Origin of the sequence: Blautia sp. LMAG:89 (genome assembly GCF_008679485.1) — a bacterium.
Lineage (GTDB): Bacteria > Bacillota > Clostridia > Lachnospirales > Lachnospiraceae > Blautia_A > Blautia_A fusiformis.
On record NZ_NANC01000004.1, the window covers coordinates 1,074,643 to 1,094,436 of the forward strand.

General features: G+C 44.0%; 16 protein-coding genes, 3 pseudogenes and 1 riboswitch. All 19 genes and pseudogenes read left to right on the forward strand.

The window, feature by feature from the left end:
* Window positions 1-29: 29 nt before the first annotated feature.
* On the forward strand, window positions 30-1,700 hold the full coding sequence (locus CCC70_RS09000; protein WP_044961512.1) for a putative manganese-dependent inorganic diphosphatase: 1,671 nt from the start codon (window positions 30-32) through the stop codon (window positions 1,698-1,700).
* A gap of 13 nt (window positions 1,701-1,713) precedes the next feature.
* Window positions 1,714-2,301, forward strand: a pseudogene (locus CCC70_RS09005) (flavin reductase family protein); the annotation flags it as partial.
* A gap of 254 nt (window positions 2,302-2,555) precedes the next feature.
* Window positions 2,556-3,068 (forward strand): shikimate kinase, encoded by a 513-nt coding sequence (locus tag CCC70_RS09010; protein WP_044961515.1) that lies wholly within the window; start codon window positions 2,556-2,558, stop codon window positions 3,066-3,068.
* A 199-nt stretch (window positions 3,069-3,267) separates the two neighbouring features.
* Window positions 3,268-4,560, forward strand: coding sequence for a UDP-N-acetylglucosamine 1-carboxyvinyltransferase (locus CCC70_RS09015; protein ID WP_092073580.1), 1,293 nt, complete (start codon window positions 3,268-3,270; stop codon window positions 4,558-4,560).
* A gap of 1,151 nt (window positions 4,561-5,711) precedes the next feature.
* Complete coding sequence (locus tag CCC70_RS09020) at window positions 5,712-6,635, forward strand: helix-turn-helix domain-containing protein (RefSeq protein WP_287084675.1); 924 nt, start codon at window positions 5,712-5,714, stop codon at window positions 6,633-6,635.
* A gap of 793 nt (window positions 6,636-7,428) precedes the next feature.
* A complete protein-coding gene (locus CCC70_RS09025; protein WP_287084677.1) occupies window positions 7,429-12,432 on the forward strand; it encodes a SpaA isopeptide-forming pilin-related protein in 5,004 nt (1,667 codons plus the stop codon).
* A 29-nt stretch (window positions 12,433-12,461) separates the two neighbouring features.
* Window positions 12,462-12,821: a prealbumin-like fold domain-containing protein gene (locus tag CCC70_RS09030; RefSeq protein WP_287084707.1), complete on the forward strand. Its 360-nt coding sequence runs from the start codon at window positions 12,462-12,464 to the stop codon at window positions 12,819-12,821.
* A 68-nt stretch (window positions 12,822-12,889) separates the two neighbouring features.
* Window positions 12,890-13,825 carry a hypothetical protein gene (locus tag CCC70_RS09035; RefSeq protein WP_287084678.1) on the forward strand — a complete coding sequence of 312 codons (936 nt, stop codon included), beginning with the start codon at window positions 12,890-12,892 and terminating at the stop codon, window positions 13,823-13,825.
* A gap of 64 nt (window positions 13,826-13,889) precedes the next feature.
* A complete protein-coding gene (locus CCC70_RS09040) occupies window positions 13,890-14,075 on the forward strand; it encodes a hypothetical protein (RefSeq protein ID WP_287084679.1) in 186 nt (61 codons plus the stop codon).
* Window positions 14,076-14,082: 7 nt separating this feature from the next.
* A complete protein-coding gene (locus CCC70_RS09045) occupies window positions 14,083-14,250 on the forward strand; it encodes a prealbumin-like fold domain-containing protein (protein WP_287084680.1) in 168 nt (55 codons plus the stop codon).
* A gap of 25 nt (window positions 14,251-14,275) precedes the next feature.
* Window positions 14,276-14,383 (forward strand): annotated as a pseudogene (locus CCC70_RS16720) (LPXTG cell wall anchor domain-containing protein); the annotation flags it as partial.
* Between the two features lie 318 nt (window positions 14,384-14,701).
* Entirely contained in the window at window positions 14,702-15,016 is a 315-nt protein-coding gene (locus tag CCC70_RS09055) for a sortase (protein WP_287084681.1), read from the forward strand.
* Window positions 14,968-15,332: pseudogene (locus tag CCC70_RS16555) on the forward strand (sortase). Before CCC70_RS09055 ends, CCC70_RS16555 begins: the two are co-directional and overlap by 49 nt.
* Before the next feature lie 56 nt (window positions 15,333-15,388).
* Window positions 15,389-15,577: a hypothetical protein gene (locus CCC70_RS09065; RefSeq protein WP_287084682.1), complete on the forward strand. Its 189-nt coding sequence runs from the start codon at window positions 15,389-15,391 to the stop codon at window positions 15,575-15,577.
* Window positions 15,516-16,307, forward strand: coding sequence for a class C sortase (locus CCC70_RS09070; protein WP_287084684.1), 792 nt, complete (start codon window positions 15,516-15,518; stop codon window positions 16,305-16,307). The genes CCC70_RS09065 and CCC70_RS09070 overlap by 62 nt, the downstream gene beginning before the upstream one ends.
* Complete coding sequence (locus tag CCC70_RS09075) at window positions 16,297-17,196, forward strand: pilin N-terminal domain-containing protein (protein WP_287084686.1); 900 nt, start codon at window positions 16,297-16,299, stop codon at window positions 17,194-17,196. The genes CCC70_RS09070 and CCC70_RS09075 overlap by 11 nt, the downstream gene beginning before the upstream one ends.
* Complete coding sequence (locus tag CCC70_RS09080) at window positions 17,183-17,887, forward strand: LPXTG cell wall anchor domain-containing protein (protein ID WP_287084687.1); 705 nt, start codon at window positions 17,183-17,185, stop codon at window positions 17,885-17,887. Before CCC70_RS09075 ends, CCC70_RS09080 begins: the two co-directional genes overlap by 14 nt.
* 141 nt (window positions 17,888-18,028) lie before the next feature.
* Complete coding sequence (locus CCC70_RS09085) at window positions 18,029-19,168, forward strand: Fic family protein (RefSeq protein WP_330577162.1); 1,140 nt, start codon at window positions 18,029-18,031, stop codon at window positions 19,166-19,168.
* A gap of 199 nt (window positions 19,169-19,367) precedes the next feature.
* Window positions 19,368-19,469, forward strand: a riboswitch (SAM riboswitch).
* Between the two features lie 86 nt (window positions 19,470-19,555).
* Window positions 19,556-19,794 (forward strand): S-adenosylmethionine synthetase N-terminal domain-containing protein (locus CCC70_RS09090; RefSeq protein WP_287084688.1); only part of this gene is annotated, 239 nt, incomplete at its 3' end.

The following is a 19,794-nucleotide window of genomic DNA, read 5'->3' on the forward strand; positions in this document are numbered from 1 at the left end:
TTATTTTGGATGAAAAAGGATGGATGTGTATGAAAAAACCGGAGAGAATATTTGTAATCGGACATAAGAATCCGGATACGGATTCCATCTGTTCGGCTATTGCTTATGCGGATATTAAAAACAGAACTACGCAGAATAAAAAATATATCCCGAAGAGAGCGGGGCAGATCAATGAGGAGACCAGGTATGTGCTGAACCGTTTTGGCGTACAGCCGCCGGCTTATCTGGGAAATATCGGTACTCAGGTCAAGGATATGGATATTCGGACCAGTCCGCAGGCGGATAAGAATATGTCGCTGAAGAATACCTGGGATCTGATGCAGGAGAACGGGATCGTTTCTCTTCCGATCCGGGATAAGGATGGGTGTCTGGAGGGGCTTGTGACGATTGGTGATATCGCAAAGACCTATATGGATACTACAGACAGTTATCTTCTTTCCAATGCGAGGACGCAGTATCAGAGAATTGCCGAGACTGTTGGCGGTGAAGTGGTGGAAGGTAACGGACACGGATATTTTGTGAAGGGGCGTGTGCTTGTCGGTACTGCCAACCCGAAGATGCTGGAGGGCTACGTTGAGGAGGATGATATGATCATCATGGGTGACCGTGAGGAGGATCATCTTCAGGCGATCAGCCAGAATGTCAGCTGTATCATCGTGGGGCTGAATATCGTGGTTTCCGAGAAGGTTATAAAGCTTGCTCATGAGAAGAATATCGTGATCATCCGGTCTCCGTATGATACGTTTAATATTGCGCGTCTGATCAACCAGAGTATTCCGGTCAGCTTTGTTATGAAGCGGGATAACATGGTTACGTTTAATACCGAGGATTTTACGGATGATATCCAGGATGTTATGATCAAAAACCGTCACAGGGCGTTTCCGGTGATCAATCCTCATGGTAAGTGTATCGGTACGATCTCCAGACGTAATTTTCTGGATATGCATAAAAAGAAAGTGGTTCTTGTGGATCATAATGAGGTGGATCAGGCTGTTGATAATATCGAGAAGGCGGAGATCCTTGAGATCATCGATCATCATAAGCTGGGTACCTTGCAGACCATGACGCCGGTTGCTTTTCGTAATGAGCCGGTGGGATGTACGGGTACGATCCTTTATGAGATCTACGGAGAGCAGAGACTGGAGATCCCGGAAAAGATCGCGGGGCTTCTCTGTGCGGCTATTATTTCGGATACATTGATGTTCCGTTCACCGACCTGTACGCAGACGGATAAGATCGCTGCCAGTGCTCTTGCGCTGATCGCGGGGATCAAGATCGAGGAGTTTGCCCGAGAGATGTTTTCTGCGGGAAGTAATCTGAAGGATAAGTCTCCGGAGGAGATTTTTTATCAGGATTACAAGAAGTTTATCGGTGAGGGTAATGTTTCCTTTGGTGTGGGTCAGATCAGTTCCATGGACAGCGAGGAGCTTAAGGAGATCAAGGAGAAGCTGATGCCGTTTATGGTGAGTGAGTGTGGCCGTCATGATATCACGAGAGTTTATTTTATGCTGACGAATATCCTGGAGGAGTCTACAGAGCTTCTGTTTTACGGGGAGGGCAGCCAGCAGATGGCGGAGATCGCTTTTGAGCGGAAACCGGATGGAGATACTTTCAGTCTGCCGGGTGTGGTTTCCAGAAAGAAGCAGCTGATCCCGGCTATGATGGAGGCTGCTCAGCTGATGAACAGCGATTATGCGTAAGAGGTGACGGAAAATGGCGAAACAGTTATGGAAGCCGGGGAACATGATCTATCCGCTGCCGGCTGTAATGGTGAGTGTTACCGATGGTGAGGGGCATGATAATATCATAACGGTTGCGTGGACGGGTACGGTGTGTACCAATCCGGCGATGGCTTATATTTCTGTCCGACCTTCCCGTTATTCCTATGATATGATCCGGAAAACGGGTGAATTTGTGATCAATCTGACAACGGAGAAGCTGGCGTATGCAACGGATTTCTGCGGGGTCCGTTCGGGACGTGATGTGGACAAGTTCCGGAAGCTGAACCTTACGAAAGAGAAAGCGCAGTTTGTTTCTGCACCGATGATCGGGGAGGCTCCGGTTTCGATCGAGTGCAGGGTGCGTGAGGTGAAGGAGCTGGGGTCTCATGATATGTTTCTTGCTGATGTGCTTGCGGTCCATGCGGATGAAGCTTATATGGATAAAAACAACAGGTTTCGTCTCAATGATGCGGGTCTTCTGGTTTATTCCCATGGGGAGTATCTGGCGGGTGGCCGGAAGGTGGGAACCTTCGGCTACAGCGTAAAGAAGAAGAAGCAGATGCAGAAGAAGTTGGATAAGAAATCAGACAGGGAATCAGAGATGGCAGAGATGGCGGGGAAGTTGAAGACGTCGGGGAAGCCAGGGATGGCGGGGAAGTTGAAAACGTCAGGAAAGCCAGGGATGTCAGGGAAGTTGAAGATGTCAGGAAAGCCAGGGATGTCAGGGAAATTAAAGACGTTGGGAAAGGCAGGGAGAGAGAAACGGTAGGTTCTGCGGAGCCGTAACGTTTGTTGAGGTTTGGCAGCTGTTATGCTAATATGAAAGGATACAGTATGAATAATATTACACTGATAGGGATGCCTGGTGCGGGGAAGAGCAGCATCGGTGTCGTTCTTGCGAAGGTACTTGGGTACCAGTTTATTGACTCTGATCTGCTGATCCAGAAGGCGGAGAAAAGGACTCTGAGTGAGATCATTGCGGATGAGGGTACAGAGGGCTTCAAGGCGATCGAGAATCGTGTGAATGCTTCGATCCAGGTGGAGAATACGGTGATCGCTACCGGTGGAAGTGTGGTTTACTGCGATGAGGCTATGCAGCATCTGAAGTCTGAGGGTGTTGTGGTGTATCTTAAGATCTCGCTGGAGCTTCTTTCCAGGCGTCTTGGTAATCTTAAGGGGCGTGGTGTTGTGCTCAAGGAGGGGCAGACGCTGGCGAGTCTTTATGATGAGCGTGTTCCTTTGTATGAGAAATATGCGGACATTGTGGTGGATGAAGAGGATAAGGATCTGGAGGGGAGTCTCCAGGTTGTGCTTGAGGCACTGAAGAACAGGGGAGATAAGGCGTAACTGTTGGCTTGTGGAAACGGTTTGCTGGAGTGTTTCGGGTCATGGGTTGTGACAGGTTTTCGTCATAAATTGTTTACAAATCTGAAATATGTGTTATAATATACAACTGACCTAAAAAACGGTATTGCGGAACGTTTGTTCCTGCAGTAAATTCAGAGAAAGTTTCTGCTCATAGAGGAGTAAATAATAGAGGTGTGTTATGGAACAGTATGTGATTAAAGGCGGCAATCCTCTGGTTGGAGAAGTGGATATTGCGGGTGCGAAGAATGCGGCGCTTGCGATATTGTCAGCAGCCATTATGACTGATGAAACTATATTGATCGAGAATCTGCCAGATGTTAGGGACATCAATGTTCTGCTTGAGGCGATCTCCGAGATCGGGGCTCAGGTTGAGCGTATTGATAAGTCTACTGTAAAGATCAACGGTTCTACTATCGGCAATCTCAGCGTGGATTATGAGTTTATCAAGAAGATCCGTGCTTCTTATTATCTTCTGGGTGCTTTGCTTGGTAAGTATAAGCATGCGGAGGTTCCGCTTCCGGGTGGATGTAATATCGGCAGCAGGCCGATCGACCAGCATCTGAAGGGTTTCCGTGCTCTTGGTGCGGATGTTGATATCTGTCATGGTGCTATTGTTGCCAAGGCGGAGAATCTGCATGGCAGCCATATTTTCCTGGATGTGGTTTCTGTTGGTGCTACTATTAATATTATGATGGCTGCTTCTATGGCGACTGGTCGTACGATCATTGAGAATGCTGCGAGGGAGCCGCATGTTGTTGATGTGGCGAATTTCCTGAACAGTATGGGGGCGAATATCAAGGGTGCCGGTACGGATGTGATCCGTATCCGTGGTGTTGAGACGCTTCATCGTACGGAGTATTCGATCATTCCGGACCAGATCGAGGCTGGTACGTTTATGTTTGCTGCTGCGGCTACTCGTGGTGATGTTACTGTTCGTAATGTTATTCCTAAGCATCTTGAGGCTACTACGGCTAAGCTTGAGGAGATCGGGTGTGAGGTTGAGGAGTTTGATGATGCGGTTCGTGTCCGTGCTCCGCATGTGCTTCATCGTACGCATGTGAAGACGTTGCCTTATCCTGGTTATCCTACGGATATGCAGCCGCAGATCGCGGTTACTTTGGCTTTGGCTGAGGGTACGAGTATTGTTACTGAGAGTATTTTTGAGAACCGGTTTAAGTATGCGGATGAGCTTTCCCGGATGGGTGCCAATATTAAGGTGGAGGGGAACTCTGCTATTATTGATGGTGTGAGGAAGCTTACGGGGGCGCGTGTGAGTGCGCCGGATCTTCGTGCGGGGGCTGCGCTTGTTATTGCGGGTCTGGCTGCTGAGGGTGTTACGGTTGTTGATGATATTGTTTATATCCAGCGTGGGTATGAGAATTTTGAGGAGAAGCTCAGGAGTCTTGGGGCTGAGATTGAGAGGGTTTCCAGTGAGAAGGAGATTCAGAAGTTTCGGCTGCGTGTTGGGTGATGATTGATAACGATTGATGATAATTGGATATTTGAGTTTTGGGAGAGTTCCTGGGTGTTTGGACCTGGGGGCTCTTTTTTTGTGTGGGGGAGGGACGAATGGAGGGACGAACGGACAGTCTGCCAGCGGGGCGGCTGCATGGTCGTGCCTGGTGCGGTCGTTTCGCCGGGTCATACTAAGCGTCTGAGTCTTCTGCCGTGCAGGGCGCCCCATAACTCGCCATGTACGCTGATGCGTACCTGGCTCAGACAGATGGGGCTTACTCTGCGGCTTGTGGCCGCAGAGTACCTTCCCGTCAGAAGCCTCAGGCGCCAAGTATGACCAGCGGCTTACTCCGACGCACCGGGTCCCGACCATGCAGCCGTCCCGCTGGCAGTCTGTCCGTTCTGTTTTTTGGGGGTGTGAGGTGTGGTGGTCTGACGGGAGGGTGGTGGGCCATCAGCGCTGCGCTGGATGGCTGCAGGGGCTGAGTTTCTTTGTGGTGTGTTGGGAGGTGGTGTGGCATCGGCGCTGCGCTGGATGTGGGTGGGGTGAGTTTTTTGGGGGGTTGTCGTGAGGGGATTGGGGATAGAGGCTGTTTTGGATAGGGTGTGGTGTTTTTGTGTAATATTTAAATTTATTTTTGGAGTATTTTGGATTATAATTATGGAAAAAGATGGTTGGCCTGATTGGTTGACTGATTGACTGATTGACTGGTTGATTGATATCCGGAGTTTTGGTGACTGTTTTGTGGGACTTGAGAGAAGAGCTTCGGATGTGTGCTGATGTGGGACTTGAGAGAAGAGCTTCGGATGTATGCTGATGTGGCTTGAGAGAAGAGCTTCGGATGTGTGTTGATGTGACTTGAGAGATGAGCTTCGGATGTGTGCTGATGTGGCTTGAGAGATGAGCTTCGGATGTACGCTGATGTGACTTGAGAGATGAGCTTCGGATGTGTGTTGATGAGGGGTTTGTGATGAGCTTCGGATGTATGCTGATGTGGTTTGTGTGAGGGCTTCGGTGGTTTGTGTTGTTCTGGTTTTGAGGGTGGTCTTTTTGGGGGCTGCCTGGGTTTTGGAAGGGGAGTGGGTTGTTTGTGTGATTATATGGTTTTGCCGCTTTTGAATTCGTCTTTTGAGCCTGGGAGGGCTCGGGAGGTTGTTGAGGGGTTTGTGGATGTGGATTTGAGGAATATTGCGCGGGCTGAGCTTTTTTATTTTACGGGGCAGGCGGAGGAGTGTTGTGAGATCACGAGGGGGTATCTGTCCAGCAGGGTTATTGAGCTGAAGCTTTCGGCGTGTATTTTGTATGGGTATTCTAATCTGACGCTGGGGAATGTGGCGGCGGCTAAGCGGGGGATGGAGGGAATCCAGTCCTGTTTGAAGCTGGCTATGAAGAAAAAGGTTCCTGCGGATGTTTATGCGTCCTGTCTTCTGGCGGGGTATGTGGGGGCGGTTTTGCTTCATCTGCCTACGGATGAGATGCCTGCTTTTGGGGAGTACAGCAGGATGCTTCCTGAGGGGCTGAGGCTTTTTGCCACGTATGTGATGGCTCACCATACTTATCTTAACGGGGAGATATGGAGTGCTTATGGGATGGGTAAGGCTGCTTTGTTTATGGCGGAGAGGCCGTATCCGATCAGTATGACGTATATCCACTGTATGATGGCGGTGTGTGCGATAAACCGAAAGCATAAGCAGGAGGCGCAGGAGGAGATGCTCCGGAGCTGGGAGCTGGCGAAGATGGATGGGTTTCTGGAGCCTTTTATTGAGCATCATGGGCTTTTGCGGGGGCTGGTCGAGGCTTGTATCCGGAATCGGGATCCGGAGGCGTATCAGCGTATCACGAAAGGGGTGATTTCTTTCAGCAGGGGCTGGATGGCGCTTCATAATCCGGAAAACCGGAGAAAGGTTACGGGGGAGCTGTCGACGATGGAGTTTTCTATTGCTATGCTGGCAAGTGGGGGATGGAGCAATAAGGAGATAGGAGAGCATCTGGGGATTTCCATTAATACTGTCAAGCATTACCTTACGGATATCTTTTGCAAGCTGAATGTCAAGAAGCGGGATGAGCTGAAGAAATTCATGTTAAAATAGTGACAGAGGCACTTTTTTATGAAAAAAAGTGCCTTACAAAACAACTATTAGTGTTGTATAATAAATACCACGAATAGTCAGATTTTATTGAAAAATCAGGCGAAAAGAACCAGTGAACGAGTAAGTTAAGAAGGAGGAGTTGAAGGCTGATTTTCGATAGCATCTGATAATGTCAGTATCCTTACCAAAAAATGTCTGGTATATTGACACTACAATCACATAAGGGTAAAATATTGTAAAGGTGTAACCTGTTTACTCACCGGCTAAAAACATGAAGCTTTTTTAAGAGAAAGGAATATAAACAGAAGTAAAGTAATAAGAAATACAGTACACGTTAATGCACACACAGGAAAGCGGGAAAGGTATGAAAAAATTAAGGAATAATAAGATCAGAAAACTCCTGGCATTTATGGTGGCTTTGGCGTTGATGGTATCCTGTATGCCGAGTGCATATACGATCTCCGCGAGTGAAGCGTTCGGAGATGGAACGGAGGATATATTTACAGATGGCGAATTTACATCTGAACCAGCGGCCGAAGAATCGACACCGGATGTAAGCAGCGCTGACCAGGAGGAAACGGAACAGGCGCAGCAATCGACGCTTACATATGAAAATGATTCTGTTAAAGTAACAGCAGAGGCACTGGAGGACGGAGCTCTTCCGCAGAATACAGCATTGAAGGCTGACGGCGTAAACGAGAATTCATCCGTATCTTATGATACAGTTTCTCAGAAGCTTTCAGCAACAGCTACAGACAAGGGCAGCAGCCTGAGAGGTTTTTTTGCGTATGATGTGTATTTTGCTGATGGCGACGGAAACAGAGTCGAGCCGAACGGCAGAGTCAGAGTAACTTTTGAGTACAAGACACCGGCAGCACCGGAGCTTACCGATGCAGCCAGCACGAGTGTAACCGTTGAGAAGCTTCATTATAACAGCAGTACCGGTGATACTGATGTTAACACCTTACAGGCCAACGAGGATCTGAAGGTTCTGAATGTCAACGAGGGCAAACAGATCCAGACACTTCAGGTTGAGACTGGCAACGCAGCTGTTTTTGCCGTTATGTGGGATTCTCCTGAGACAGCAGATGTCGAGGCGGAAGCTGTTTCCGGTAATGGGGACGAGGTGTCTATCGCATCAGAGGAGCTTACGGACGGAATGGATATTTCGGACGAGCCTGAGCAGGATGCAGCTGAGACACCGGCAGCAGAGAATCCGGAGGTAACTCCTGATGCAGAGCCTTCTGAGGCTCCGGCGGAGAATCCGGATGCTGAACCTACCGAAGCGCCGGCAGAGGATCCGGATGTGGTGGAAGAACCGGCAGAGGATATTGCGAGCCCGGATGAGGTTCCGGCAGCAGATGAGAATGGTGAGACAAGCCTGATCGAGGTTCTGGGAGACGATACGAATCTTCGTGTCAGTCCATCTGTCGAGGCAGAGGTTCTGGCAACTGTAAACGCAGGAACACAGCTCACACTTCTGGATACCGTAACAGCAGAGGACGGAGCAACCTGGTACAAGGTTTCCTGGGAAGGAACCGAGGCTTACATAAGAAGTGATATGGCACAGGTTGTTGACAGCAGTGATGAGGCAGAAGAGCCTGAGGATGTGCAGGAAGAAGAAATTCAGCCTGAGATCACCAGATATGATTACAAGAGTGACGAGGTCAATGTCAAGGTTACTCTTACTGATCCGGCAGACCTTCCGGACAACGCAAAGCTTTCCGTAACACCGGTAGAGCTCAGCCAGGAAGCCGAAGACCAGATCACAGAAGAAGCGATCAAAGAAAAGAAAGCCATCGAGAAGATTCACTCCTATGATATCAAATTCCTGGTGGACGGCGAAGAGGTTCAGCCAGGTGCTACAGTGAAGGTATCTGTATCTCTGAATGATGAGAAGAAGGTCAAGGATGCGGATGTATATCACGTAGACGAGAATGATAACGTTGAAAATATGGATGGCAGCGTTGCTAAGAATGGTGATGTTGAGTTCGAGACGACGCATTTTTCTACTTATGTAATTGTAAATAACAGTCTTAGTAGCAAAGTTAAGGTTACATTACAGCATTATTGCGATAATATTAAAATTTATGCGGATACAGTACGCCATATAGAAGTTGGAGGAAAGATTCCTGATTACAGAGCAACAGAGAATTATGAGATAAAAGGGGTTGTATTTGTAAAAGATGATGGAAAAGAAACTCCAGTATCTGATATCCATGAAGTACAAGTTGCAAGTGATACAGTTGTAAAAATTTATTATACTCCAAAGCAATCACCTGAAAGTGGAGATGTGGTTTTTTATGATTATCAGGTAAGTCCTGTAAATGGGAGGGGCATTAATGATGCTTCACATTATCCTAAAGATAGTAAGGAAAATAACAGGATGATTATGGGAACTCAAGAACAAACCGGTTTAAAAGAGTATAATGCACTCGGAAATAATAATAAAAATGCCAATATCTATTATGAAAATGATAATAGGGCTACGACCGGTTTAGTAACAGGGCTATCTAATGACTATAAGGAAGTTTTATGGAAAGTTGATCAACCCGGATTTTTTACAGATGATAACTTAGGTGACCATGAAGGTAAAGAAAAATATACAAACTACAAGCTGTTGTTTAGCAAGACAGGAAATAATTACAAACTGACCGGAGTAGAGCAGCCAGGAGGTCATACCTTTAAATGGAATGAGGATGGTTCTAACTTCTTTCCTTTAGAGAATCCTATATATGATCAGACACAAGGTGGAAAATACTATTTCGGAATGAGATATGATATAGAATTCAAGCTTGGAGATTATGTAGGGCCATTGAATTATACCTTTACTGGTGATGATGATTTATGGGTTTTACTGGATGGAAAAGTAGTAATTGATGTTGGTGGTATTCATGAGTCAATTGAATGTTCTACTGATTTATGGAGAAACCTTGGATTCGAGGAAGGAAAAGGAGCACCAACAGATGAAGAAAAAAATAAAACCCATAGGATTACCGTACTTTATATGGAACGAGGTGCTTTTAAATCCAATTGTAAGATGGATTTCACAATTCCAGATGCAAGATTTGTAAATGTAGAAAATGTTCCTCTTGCAGATCTTACACTTACAAAGGTTGACTCTAAAGGCAAAGGTATTTCCGGTGCGAAGTTCAAACTGGTAAATGATAATGGAGGCGAAACATACCCGATTACAACATCCGATGATAAGGGTAGTGTTACATTTAATAACCTGAAAGAGGGAACATATACTTTAACAGAAACCATGGCACCTAATGGCTATGAAGCATCACAAGAATCTTGGATTGTAAAGGTTACGTCATCTGATGATAAAAAAGCAGTGGCAACTCTTTATAAAGCAGATGGCAAGACAATGATAGAAAAAGATCCAGATTCGTCGTATCATATCATGAATTATACACAGCAGGAGATTATTGAATCCAGTATGGATTACAGTAAGACTGCAACTGTAAACGACTGGGATAAGAGAACTTATGATATCAACATTACGGCTGATTCTAAGGTGACCAGTGGTACAATAGTAGAAAAAGACCCAGTTGCGGATATTATGATGGTATTCGATACTAGTGGAAGCATGTTATACAACACTGGGTACTTCGTGTCCTCCGATAAGGGTGGTTTTAAACTAGTTGGAAAATTTAAAGATATATCTCCATCATTGGATACATCTAAAATATATTATTATGGAAATGGAATATATCATTATGGCAGCTATGGGAATGCGCAATATCCAATGATATATTTGAATGATCTGGATCAGTGGATATATTATGATCAATCTCGGTGGAGCAAGGTACCGTCTGATAGTACTACTAAAATTTATACTCTGGACAGTGGGCTAAATGGTTTAAAAGAAGCAGCTAATGCTTTTATTGCTTCAACGGCAACGTCTTCTCCGAAAAGTCGGATTGGTTTAGCAACATTTAATTCTTCAGGAGATCTGAAACAGGAATTAACTGAAGTTGGAAGTTCAAAAGATTCTTTAATTAAAACTACAGATAGTATATATGCTGCAGGTGGAACTTCACCACAGGAAGGATTAAAGATTGCCGCTAATCAGTTAACGACAAAACAGGAAGATGTTTCACGATATGTAATCTTATTTACGGATGGTGATCCGTCATATGATGACGATAAGAAGAAATCAGAAGCCGAAGCAGAGAAATTAAAAAAAGCGGGAATTAAAGTATTTACAATAGGACTTAAATTAAATGATACTACAAAAGGATGGTTGTCTAGCAAAATTGCTTCTGAAGGTTGTGCATTTGAAGCAAGTTCTATAGATGAACTGAAAGTCATCTTTGAAAAGATTCAGCAAACAATTACACAAAAGGTTGAGATTTCCGGTGCTGAAATTAAGGACGTAATTGATCCTAGATTTGTAATTGTAGGAGACAAAGGAAATCCGATAACAAATGAGATGATTAAAGCTGCTGAAGATAGTAGAAAACCAATTCAATTAGGTAATGGAGGAATCCTTTCCGTTGATTCAGCAGGAAATCAGGTTGTAAAATGGACAGATCAGACAATCCCCAATATTGCAGATGGGAAATGGAATAAAACCATTACAGTAAAGGCCAAGGAAGAATTTATTGGTGGAAATAGTATTTCAACTAATGTATACCCAGATTCTAAGATTACAACAGGATATGGAGAGGCAATTTTACCACAGCCATCTGTAAATGTTAAACTTTTAAGTCTGGATATTGGAAATGATGAAACAACTGTTTTCAAAGGTGACCAAATTGATCCGACAGGATATAAGGATGAGCTTGCCAAGACATTAAAGGTTAAAGAACTGGATGGAACGACAACTACAATTACTGGTGTTAATCCAATAGATGGCGAGTCAGCAGCCTTCCCAACATTGTCATCTGATCAGAAAGACGAATTGCTTAGAAATGCTACAATAATACTTGGTGACAAAAAGAGTTCAGATGGAAAATATCCATATGAATATATTTATCCTGGTACTACGGATGCGGTAGGATATTTTACCTATACGTATAAGGTATCAGAAACACCAGGTGAAAACATGAAGCCACATAAAACGACAACAGTAGGAACTGCAGTAGAGAAGTATGAACTTGTAGTAACGTATCATCCATATTCTCAAGATGAGAGAAAAAATATATTGTCTGGAACAAAAGTTCAGCAGCCAGATGCAGAAAAGGGTGGAACACCGGTTAATTCAAATCTGAAAGCAACTGGTAATTATGTAGTAAATGTAGTAGCCGGTAATATTCAGATTATTAAAGAACTGGACGGAGCGGCTGAGAAGGACGAAACATTTAATTTCACAATTACAGATGGAAATAATCAAACAGTTGCAACTGCAACTGCAACGATTAAAAAAGACGATCCAACAGTAACAGCAACAGCGGTATTTAAGCTTGCAAAGGGAGTCAATGCAAAACTTGAATCTGGTAATACAAAATTAAGTGAGTTGTCCAGAGGTGATTATAAGGTTGTAGAATCTCTTGGCACAGATGTTCATTATGAATTGCAGGAGATTGCAACAGATGATAGAACAAACTGCCACAGTGCAATTGCAAAAAATCAACAGCAGAAGGCTACAGATATTACGTTTACCATGGGAACAGATACTGGTAATAATGAAGTTCTCAAAAATGGAAATACAGACAAAATTAATGGACAGATTGGAATTGCCAAATTTACAAATAAGAAAACAGTTGTGAATATTAATCTTGAGAAGGTTGATAGTCAGACAGCCGATACAAAATTGTCTGGTGCTAAATTGATTTATATAAAGTAGATGCAAATGGCGAAAAAACAGACAAAGCAATTCGTTCTTATACGTCAGGTCAGCATGGAGCGATTTCTATAGAGAATCTTCCAATTGGGCAGTATGTATTGATTGAAACAGAAGCACCAGCAGGTTATATGGTATCTGCAAAACCGTGGAATATTGTAGTGGCAAATGACAGAACAGTAACGGTAACTTATAATGGTAAGAGTGTAAAATCAAGACAAGATAATAATACAATTTATTATCAGATTACTAACGCAAAGGTATATTCCTTACCAGAATCCGGTGGTCCGGGAACCTATGGATTTACAATCAGTGGTGTAGCGATTCTTGCAACTGCACTCCTGTTGTTTATAAATAATAAACGAAGGGAGGAAGAAGCAAAGAGATCGTAACACATTAATTGTAAATGGCCGATGAAGGGCGAAAAAGAAAAATGCAGAGAAAGAAAGGAGCAAACCTTATGAAAAATTTATTCAAGAAGATTGGTGCGTTGTTAGTGGCAGCAGTTATGGTACTGGCAATGGCATCTACAGCATTCGCAGCAGTAGAGCCTGCAAAAATTACAGTTAATAATCTGGATGAGCATGCAACAATAACAAATGTACAGATTATTGAACCAGATCAGACAACAGAAACTGGTTGGAAATTTAGTAATGGCGCAGAGGCTTCATTTAAGAAAGTATCTGATTGGAAGAATTTAACTGATCAGCAGATCCTTTGGAAATTAATTAAATATGCAAATGAAAATGCTTCAGTTCCGGAAGGAACAGTTAAAGCAGATGTAGCTGATTTTCAGGCAGCAATGGGATTTGTAGAGAAAGAATTAGCAAGCTCTTATACAAGTGAAAATGTTGCAGCAAATGTTATTACAGCTACTAAGGCAGGTGTTTATGCAATTAAAGCAACAACAACTGATCATAAGAATTATGTATATAGTCCAATGGCAGCATTTGTATCTTTTGGAACATATACTACAGAGCCGACAAGTTTAGTAGGTGTAACGGTAAATGCAAAAAGAACAACTATTAAAATTGATAAGGAAGCCAAAGACGAGGATGGCGTTGTAGAAATTGGTAAAAATGTTACCTATACAGTAACAACAAATGTTCCATATATTGCAGATGATGTTGCAGATGTAACATATACAATTACTGATACAATTCAGGGAGCTGATTATAACCTTAACGACGATAATAAAACATTAGATGTAAAGGTAAAAATTGGTTCTGGTAATGAAACTACCTATAAAGTAAATGTTACTACAACAGTTGATGGAAAGAAGCAGTTTGTTTTAGATTTAAGTGATGTAGCAAGAGTAAGAACTAATGCTAACGCAGAGGTAGTAATTACTTACAATGCTATTGTTAAATCTGAAGTTGTAAAACAACTCTGTTAAACCAAATGATGGAACACATGATTTTACACCAAAAACCAACACTCTGTATACTGGAAAAATCACAATGACAAAAACTGATGATAGTAAAGAAGCGGTAAGACTTGCAAATGCAGGATTTGTTATTTACAGAGTAGATGGCACAAAAACGAATTATGCATTGGTTACTAAAGACAAGATGAAAACAGAAAATAATGAATATGTAGTTACAGGTTGGACAAAACGATCTGAGGATGCAAAAAAAAGATGCTAACTTAATTATGACTGATAAAAATGGTGAAGCAGTTGTAAGAGGTCTGGATGATTCCTATACTTATAATTTCAAAGAGATTAAAGCTCCAGAGGGATATTCTGTTAATACAACAGATTCTGTAGCAACATGGGGAAAAATCAGACAGCAGAAAATCGTACTGGTACAGCTACTATGAGCGATACAAAACTCAACTCCTTCCATCCACAGGTGGCATGGGAACATACCTCTTCACTATCATCGGTGTTGTAGTTATGGCTGGCGCTGCTGGTGCTTTCTTCATCAGCCGCAGAAAAGGATCTGAGGAGTAATCGTTTGATTGCCGGATCGATTCAATTCAAAAATTATTTATAAGCAACGACAAAGCAAGTATTAAAATAAAGTAGTAAATCTTTTACCGCCCGGCCCTTTCGGGGCCGGGAGTGGTAAATACAACAGTATGGAGAAACCTATGAGAAAGAATAAGAAGAAAAATTATATTGGACTTGGTTTGCTGTTTCTGATAGGGTTGTCCATACTGCTGTATCCAATGGTCCAGTGATGCCTGGAACCGGTACAGGGACAGCCTGCTGATCAGTAATTATAGCAGCAGTGTTTCTTCGAATGATAATTCGGAGAAGATTGACAGTATGTGGAAGGCAGCTCAGGAGTATAACGAACAGATCAAGCAGGAAAGTGTGCCGGATGCTTTTTCCGTGAGGGATGGCCAGACGGACAGTACATATGAGTCTCTTCTGAACCTGAATGGTGATGGAATGATGGGGTATGTGGAGATTCCTGTGATCGATGTGAGCATTCCAATCTATCATTACACGACAGATGAGTCTCTGGAGAAGGGTGCCGGTCATTTGTTCGGCAGCAGTCTTCCGGTTGGCGGCAAGGTACTCATTGTATTTTGTCGGCACACAGAGGACTTCCAAGTGCGAAACTTTTTACAGATCTGAATCTTGTGGAAGAGGGAGATGTTTTTTACCTGCATGTGCTGGGTAAGACGCTTGCCTACGAGGTGGATCAGATTCTTACCGTTCTTCCGGAGCAGACAGAGTCTCTGGTATCACGGATGGGGATGATTATGTAACGCTGGTTACGTGTACGCCTTATGCGGTGAATACGCACAGACTTCTGGTGAGGGGACACAGAGTTCCGATGAAGGCTGCGAAGGCCGGTTCAGAAAGCAGAGAAGAAGGTTACCGGAATCACCAATCCGACGCTTCCGATGCTTGTTCTCTGTGTTGTGATCGGAATTGTGATCGCGGGTAATCCTGGTTGCCGGTATCAATTCTGTTCAGAACAAAAAACGACGCAGGAAATAGTTTATGGCTAAAAAGAAAAAAAAGAAAAAGAGTAATGTTGTCCTGAACATCATTATTGCCCTGGTGTTTCTGGCGGGGGCGGGTGTGTTCCTTTATCCCACGATCAGTGATATGTGGAACCAGTATCGAAATGCCCAGCTGGTCAGTAAGTACGAGGAAGCCGGTAACAGAGCTTTCGGACAACGACTATGACAGGCTGTGGAAAGAGGCGAAGGAGTATAATGCCGAGCATCCGGTGAATGCCATTGTAGATGCTTTTGAGGAAGAGGATACTTATGAGCTGAGTCATCCTTATGACAGGGTTCTGGATCCGAACGGTGATGGTCTGATGGGGAGTATCGAGATCCCGAAGATCAAAGCCAGACTGGCGATTTATCACGGACTGAGCAAAACGGTCCTAGAAAAGGGTGTCGGTCATGTGGAGGGTACCAGCCTTCCCATTGGAGGCAAGAGCACCCATGCGGTTCTGGCGGCGCATCGAGGTCTTCCTAACGCAAAGCTTTTTACAGATCTGGATCAGATGGAAAAGGGAGATATTTTTATCCTGCATATTCTTGGCAAGCATCTGGCCTACAAGGTGGATCAGATCAAGACGGTGCTTCCGGATGAGACCAGTGACCTGGATATTATCGAGGGTGAAGATCATGTGACTCTGATCACGTGTACCCCTTATGGAGTTAACACCCACAGGCTTCTTGTCCGGGGAGTGCGGACGAAATATGTGGTGGAAGATACAAAGAATGACGAAACGATACCGCAGAAGCTTGCTGTTGTGGATCCGAAGAGGGTTCTGGCCGGCGGCGCTGCAGTGCTTGTTGTTCTGATCCTGCTGATTTATCTGATCGTCCGTCATAGGGACAAAAAACGGAAAAAGAAGCAGCTTTCAGAAAGGAAAGAGGAGGCAGAGAGCGATGAAAAATAGAAGAAAGCAAGGGAAAATATTCCGGAGCCTTCTGGCTGTTCTGATGCTGACGGCTATGCTGGTCACGAGTGTTTTGCAGCCGGTTTTCGCCGGGGATTATGAAGCTGGAAAAACAGGTAATCTGACGTTGACGGTTCAGCAGGCGGATGAGGAGGGAAACCAGACTCCGCTGCCGGATGTAGGGTTGACGATCTACAAGGTTGGCAGTGTGAATTTTGATGGCAATGTGCATTTCGTGCTGGATGAGGCACTGGCTGCCGCAGCAATCGATTTTGATTCCATCACAACGGCTGACGGCTGGTATGAAGCGGCAGAGAAGCTGGCGGCTATGATCGTCAGCGGAAACGTGGATGTGTGGGGTATGTCCAAGTCCTCTGATGCAGAGGGGAATATGACTTTCGCTGATCTGGTTGAGGGTATGTATCTGGTGGTGCAGACAGATGGAAACAGCAGTGTTATGGTTTCACCGATGCTGATCTCCGTTCCTTTTGCAGATCAGGAGCAGGGCTGGATGTACGATGTACAGGCTTATCCGAAGTCTGTAAGTAATCCGCAGAAGCATACACAGATCCAGGTTACGAAGAGGATCTATAATGTTGATGAGAACGACAATGTGATTCCTCTGGAAACGAAGGAGGATGTAACTTATAAGGTTGGCGTTTTTTCGGATCAGGAAGGTACGATCCCGTTCCGTGATGATTATTTACAGGATATCCATATCCAGAATGCTTCCAGTGGTACAGCTACATGGACGGATGTTCCGGATGGCACCTATTATGTATTTGAGCTGGATGAGGATGGAAATCCTCTTCAGCAGAATACGAAGATCAAGGTGGATGAAGAGAATCTTTACTACTACAATGTAACGAAGCCGAATGGTGAGAAGTGAAGAGAAGTCCAATCAGGTTGTGATCGGTGGAGATAGTGGTGTTACTGAGGCTGCGGCTTATGTAAATAACTATTATACAAAGATTTCCGATGTATTTAGCCGTAACGGATATATCAACATTAAGAAGAATGTGATGATCGATGGTGTTGCTTCTTCTGTGGATGATACGTTCTATGCAGGTGTGTTCTCCACTGAGAGTAACGGTGAGCTGACGCTTGAGAAGGTAGTGACTCTGAAACAGAATGGTAGTGTTCAGGTAACAATGGAGCTTCCAACAGATCAGGAGATCAACAGTGTTACTTATACTGTTCTGGAGACGGATAAGGATGGAAATCCGGTTGATGATGATACCTTTAAGTATACAGTTACCGGTCAGGGTGAGGTTACACTGAATAATGATAACCGATATACTGTAACAAAGGAGATCACCAACAGTCTTTCTTCCGAGCCGACACCGATTCCGACTGCTACACCTGGAGCAACTCATGGTGGAAATGATCGGATCACTCCGATCCCGAATAACGGCACAGCGGGCGGAACTGCTCCGAACGATACCAGCGGTACAGCAAGACGTTCTGTAAAGACCGGCGATGATACACCGATCGGCGTATGGGTTGGAATCCTTGCAGCAGCGATCATTGTTGGCGGTGGTGCAGCTTATGGAGTTAAGAGAAAGAAGAAAAATAAATAACGGATCGTTCTGAAGGATGATCGATGGAAGAACCGGGCGATGTGGATGCCCGGTTCTTTTTTTGGAATATTTACGTTCTGTTGGGACTGTAAAATGTTATAATGGTTAATAATTTTTTTTATGCAAATCGCAGAACTGATAGTGAGTGATAATGTAAGAGAGGTGGATGATATGAAAAGGGACCCGTTTGAAGAGTATCTGAAAGAATCGGAACCGGATAAGGCAAATAAGGGGTATGCGTGGAGTACTGCAATCGGTCTTCAGGCTGTTGATGGTCTTAAAACATCGGAATATCTGATCGATACTGCTATTCAGAATATCGAAGGTAAGATCACAATGAGAGAAGCGCAGGAGCTTATCAACAGTTACTATGAAGAACGTCCGGCACATTTTTCTGATGAGGAACGGACGGAGGAAGCAGATAAGGTATCTTCGCGGATCGCAGGACTGCTTTCTGAGACAGCATTTTCATTTTCACCTAATGAATATATTTCAATCCACAGAAAGCTTTTTATGGGGATTTACAGTCATGCAGGGAAGATCAGAGATTATAATATTACGAAAAAGGAATGGGTGCTGGATGGTGCAACGGTTATGTATGGCAGTGCTTCAGAACTGATAGCCACGCTGGAATATGATTTTTCTCAGGAGAAGGCGTTCAGCTATAAGGGGCTTTCCATGGAGGAGATCATTCATCATCTTGCTGTTTTTATTTCAAGATTGTGGCAGATCCATATTTTTGAAGAGGGAAATACGAGAACCACGGCAGTATTTTTTATCAAGTATCTGCGAATGCTTGGTTTTACGGCAACTAATGATATTTTTGCGGAGAATGCATGGTATTTCCGAAATGCGCTTGTTCGTGCCAATTATACGAATCTGCAGAAAGGGATCTATGAGACAACAGAATATCTGGAAGCTTTTCTGAGAAATCTGCTTTTGGGCGAGAGAAATGAGCTTCATAATCGAAATCTGCATATCAGTGGAGTACTGAATACTGGAAAAGTGGATATTGAGGATGAAAAAGTGGATATTGGGGATGAGAAAGTAGATATTGGGGATGAAAAAGTAGATATTGAGGATGGAAAAGTAGATATTGGAGATGGAAAAGCAGAGGTTGGATGTGAAAGCGGATATATGGGCGGTCCGAATGCAGAGATAGAGAAGCTTTTTTTGGAAAAGGGGATAGCTTTTTCTGCAAAAACTACAGGGCATATTCTCAGATTGTTTGAGTGGTCGGGTATGACAGGATTTTTAATAAGACTGTGGTTAAAGAACTGATCGGACTGAAGGATTCCGGTGCTTCAAAGTTTCTTTCCAAATTGGTACATGCAGATGTTATTGGAACAGTCCCTGGCTATGGAAAGGGAAAATACCGGTTCAAAAAGTAACGGGTGATATTTTTTATCAAAAATTGCTCTTGACATTTTGGTATGATAAGTATATTGTATGTGTTGCAGTAAATTTCATAAAAGATAGCCTTTTATTCAGAGTGGTGGAGATACAAAGGATCTGTGAAGCCACGGCAACCCCGGAGAATCCAGGAAGGTGCCAACCTGAGCGAGCAATCGAACAATAAGAGGATTGTTTACAGAACTTAAACAGTCCGGATTGTACGGGCTGTTTTTTATGTATATAACCATTGTTTTATTACAAAAGGAGAAGATCATGGAGAAAATTTTATTTACGTCTGAATCTGTAACTGAGGGTCATCCTGACAAGGTCTGCGACTCTATTTCTGATGCGATCCTTGATGCTATGATGGCACAGGATCCGATGAGCCGTGTTGCCTGCGAGACTGCTACTACAACAGGTCTTGTACTTGTTATGGGTGAGATCACAACCAAGGCTAATGTTGATATCCAGAAGATCGTTCGTGATACTATCCGTGAGATCGGATATGACGA

What these genes read in the sequence shown, in the direction of transcription:
- CCC70_RS09000 (WP_044961512.1), top strand. Translation starts at nt 30, where the DNA reads ATGAAAAAACCGGAGAGAATATTTGTAATCGGACATAAGAATCCGGAT.
- CCC70_RS09035 (WP_287084678.1), top strand. Translation starts at nt 12,890, where the DNA reads ATGAAAAATTTATTCAAGAAGATTGGTGCGTTGTTAGTGGCAGCAGTT.
- CCC70_RS09080 (WP_287084687.1), top strand. Translation starts at nt 17,183, where the DNA reads ATGGTGAGAAGTGAAGAGAAGTCCAATCAGGTTGTGATCGGTGGAGAT.
- CCC70_RS09040 (WP_287084679.1), top strand. Translation starts at nt 13,890, where the DNA reads ATGACAAAAACTGATGATAGTAAAGAAGCGGTAAGACTTGCAAATGCA.
- CCC70_RS09070 (WP_287084684.1), top strand. Translation starts at nt 15,516, where the DNA reads ATGCCCAGCTGGTCAGTAAGTACGAGGAAGCCGGTAACAGAGCTTTCG.
- CCC70_RS09075 (WP_287084686.1), top strand. Translation starts at nt 16,297, where the DNA reads ATGAAAAATAGAAGAAAGCAAGGGAAAATATTCCGGAGCCTTCTGGCT.
- CCC70_RS09045 (WP_287084680.1), top strand. Translation starts at nt 14,083, where the DNA reads ATGACTGATAAAAATGGTGAAGCAGTTGTAAGAGGTCTGGATGATTCC.
- CCC70_RS09015 (WP_092073580.1), top strand. Translation starts at nt 3,268, where the DNA reads ATGGAACAGTATGTGATTAAAGGCGGCAATCCTCTGGTTGGAGAAGTG.
- CCC70_RS09010 (WP_044961515.1), top strand. Translation starts at nt 2,556, where the DNA reads ATGAATAATATTACACTGATAGGGATGCCTGGTGCGGGGAAGAGCAGC.
- CCC70_RS09055 (WP_287084681.1), top strand. Translation starts at nt 14,702, where the DNA reads ATGTGGAAGGCAGCTCAGGAGTATAACGAACAGATCAAGCAGGAAAGT.
- CCC70_RS09065 (WP_287084682.1), top strand. Translation starts at nt 15,389, where the DNA reads ATGGCTAAAAAGAAAAAAAAGAAAAAGAGTAATGTTGTCCTGAACATC.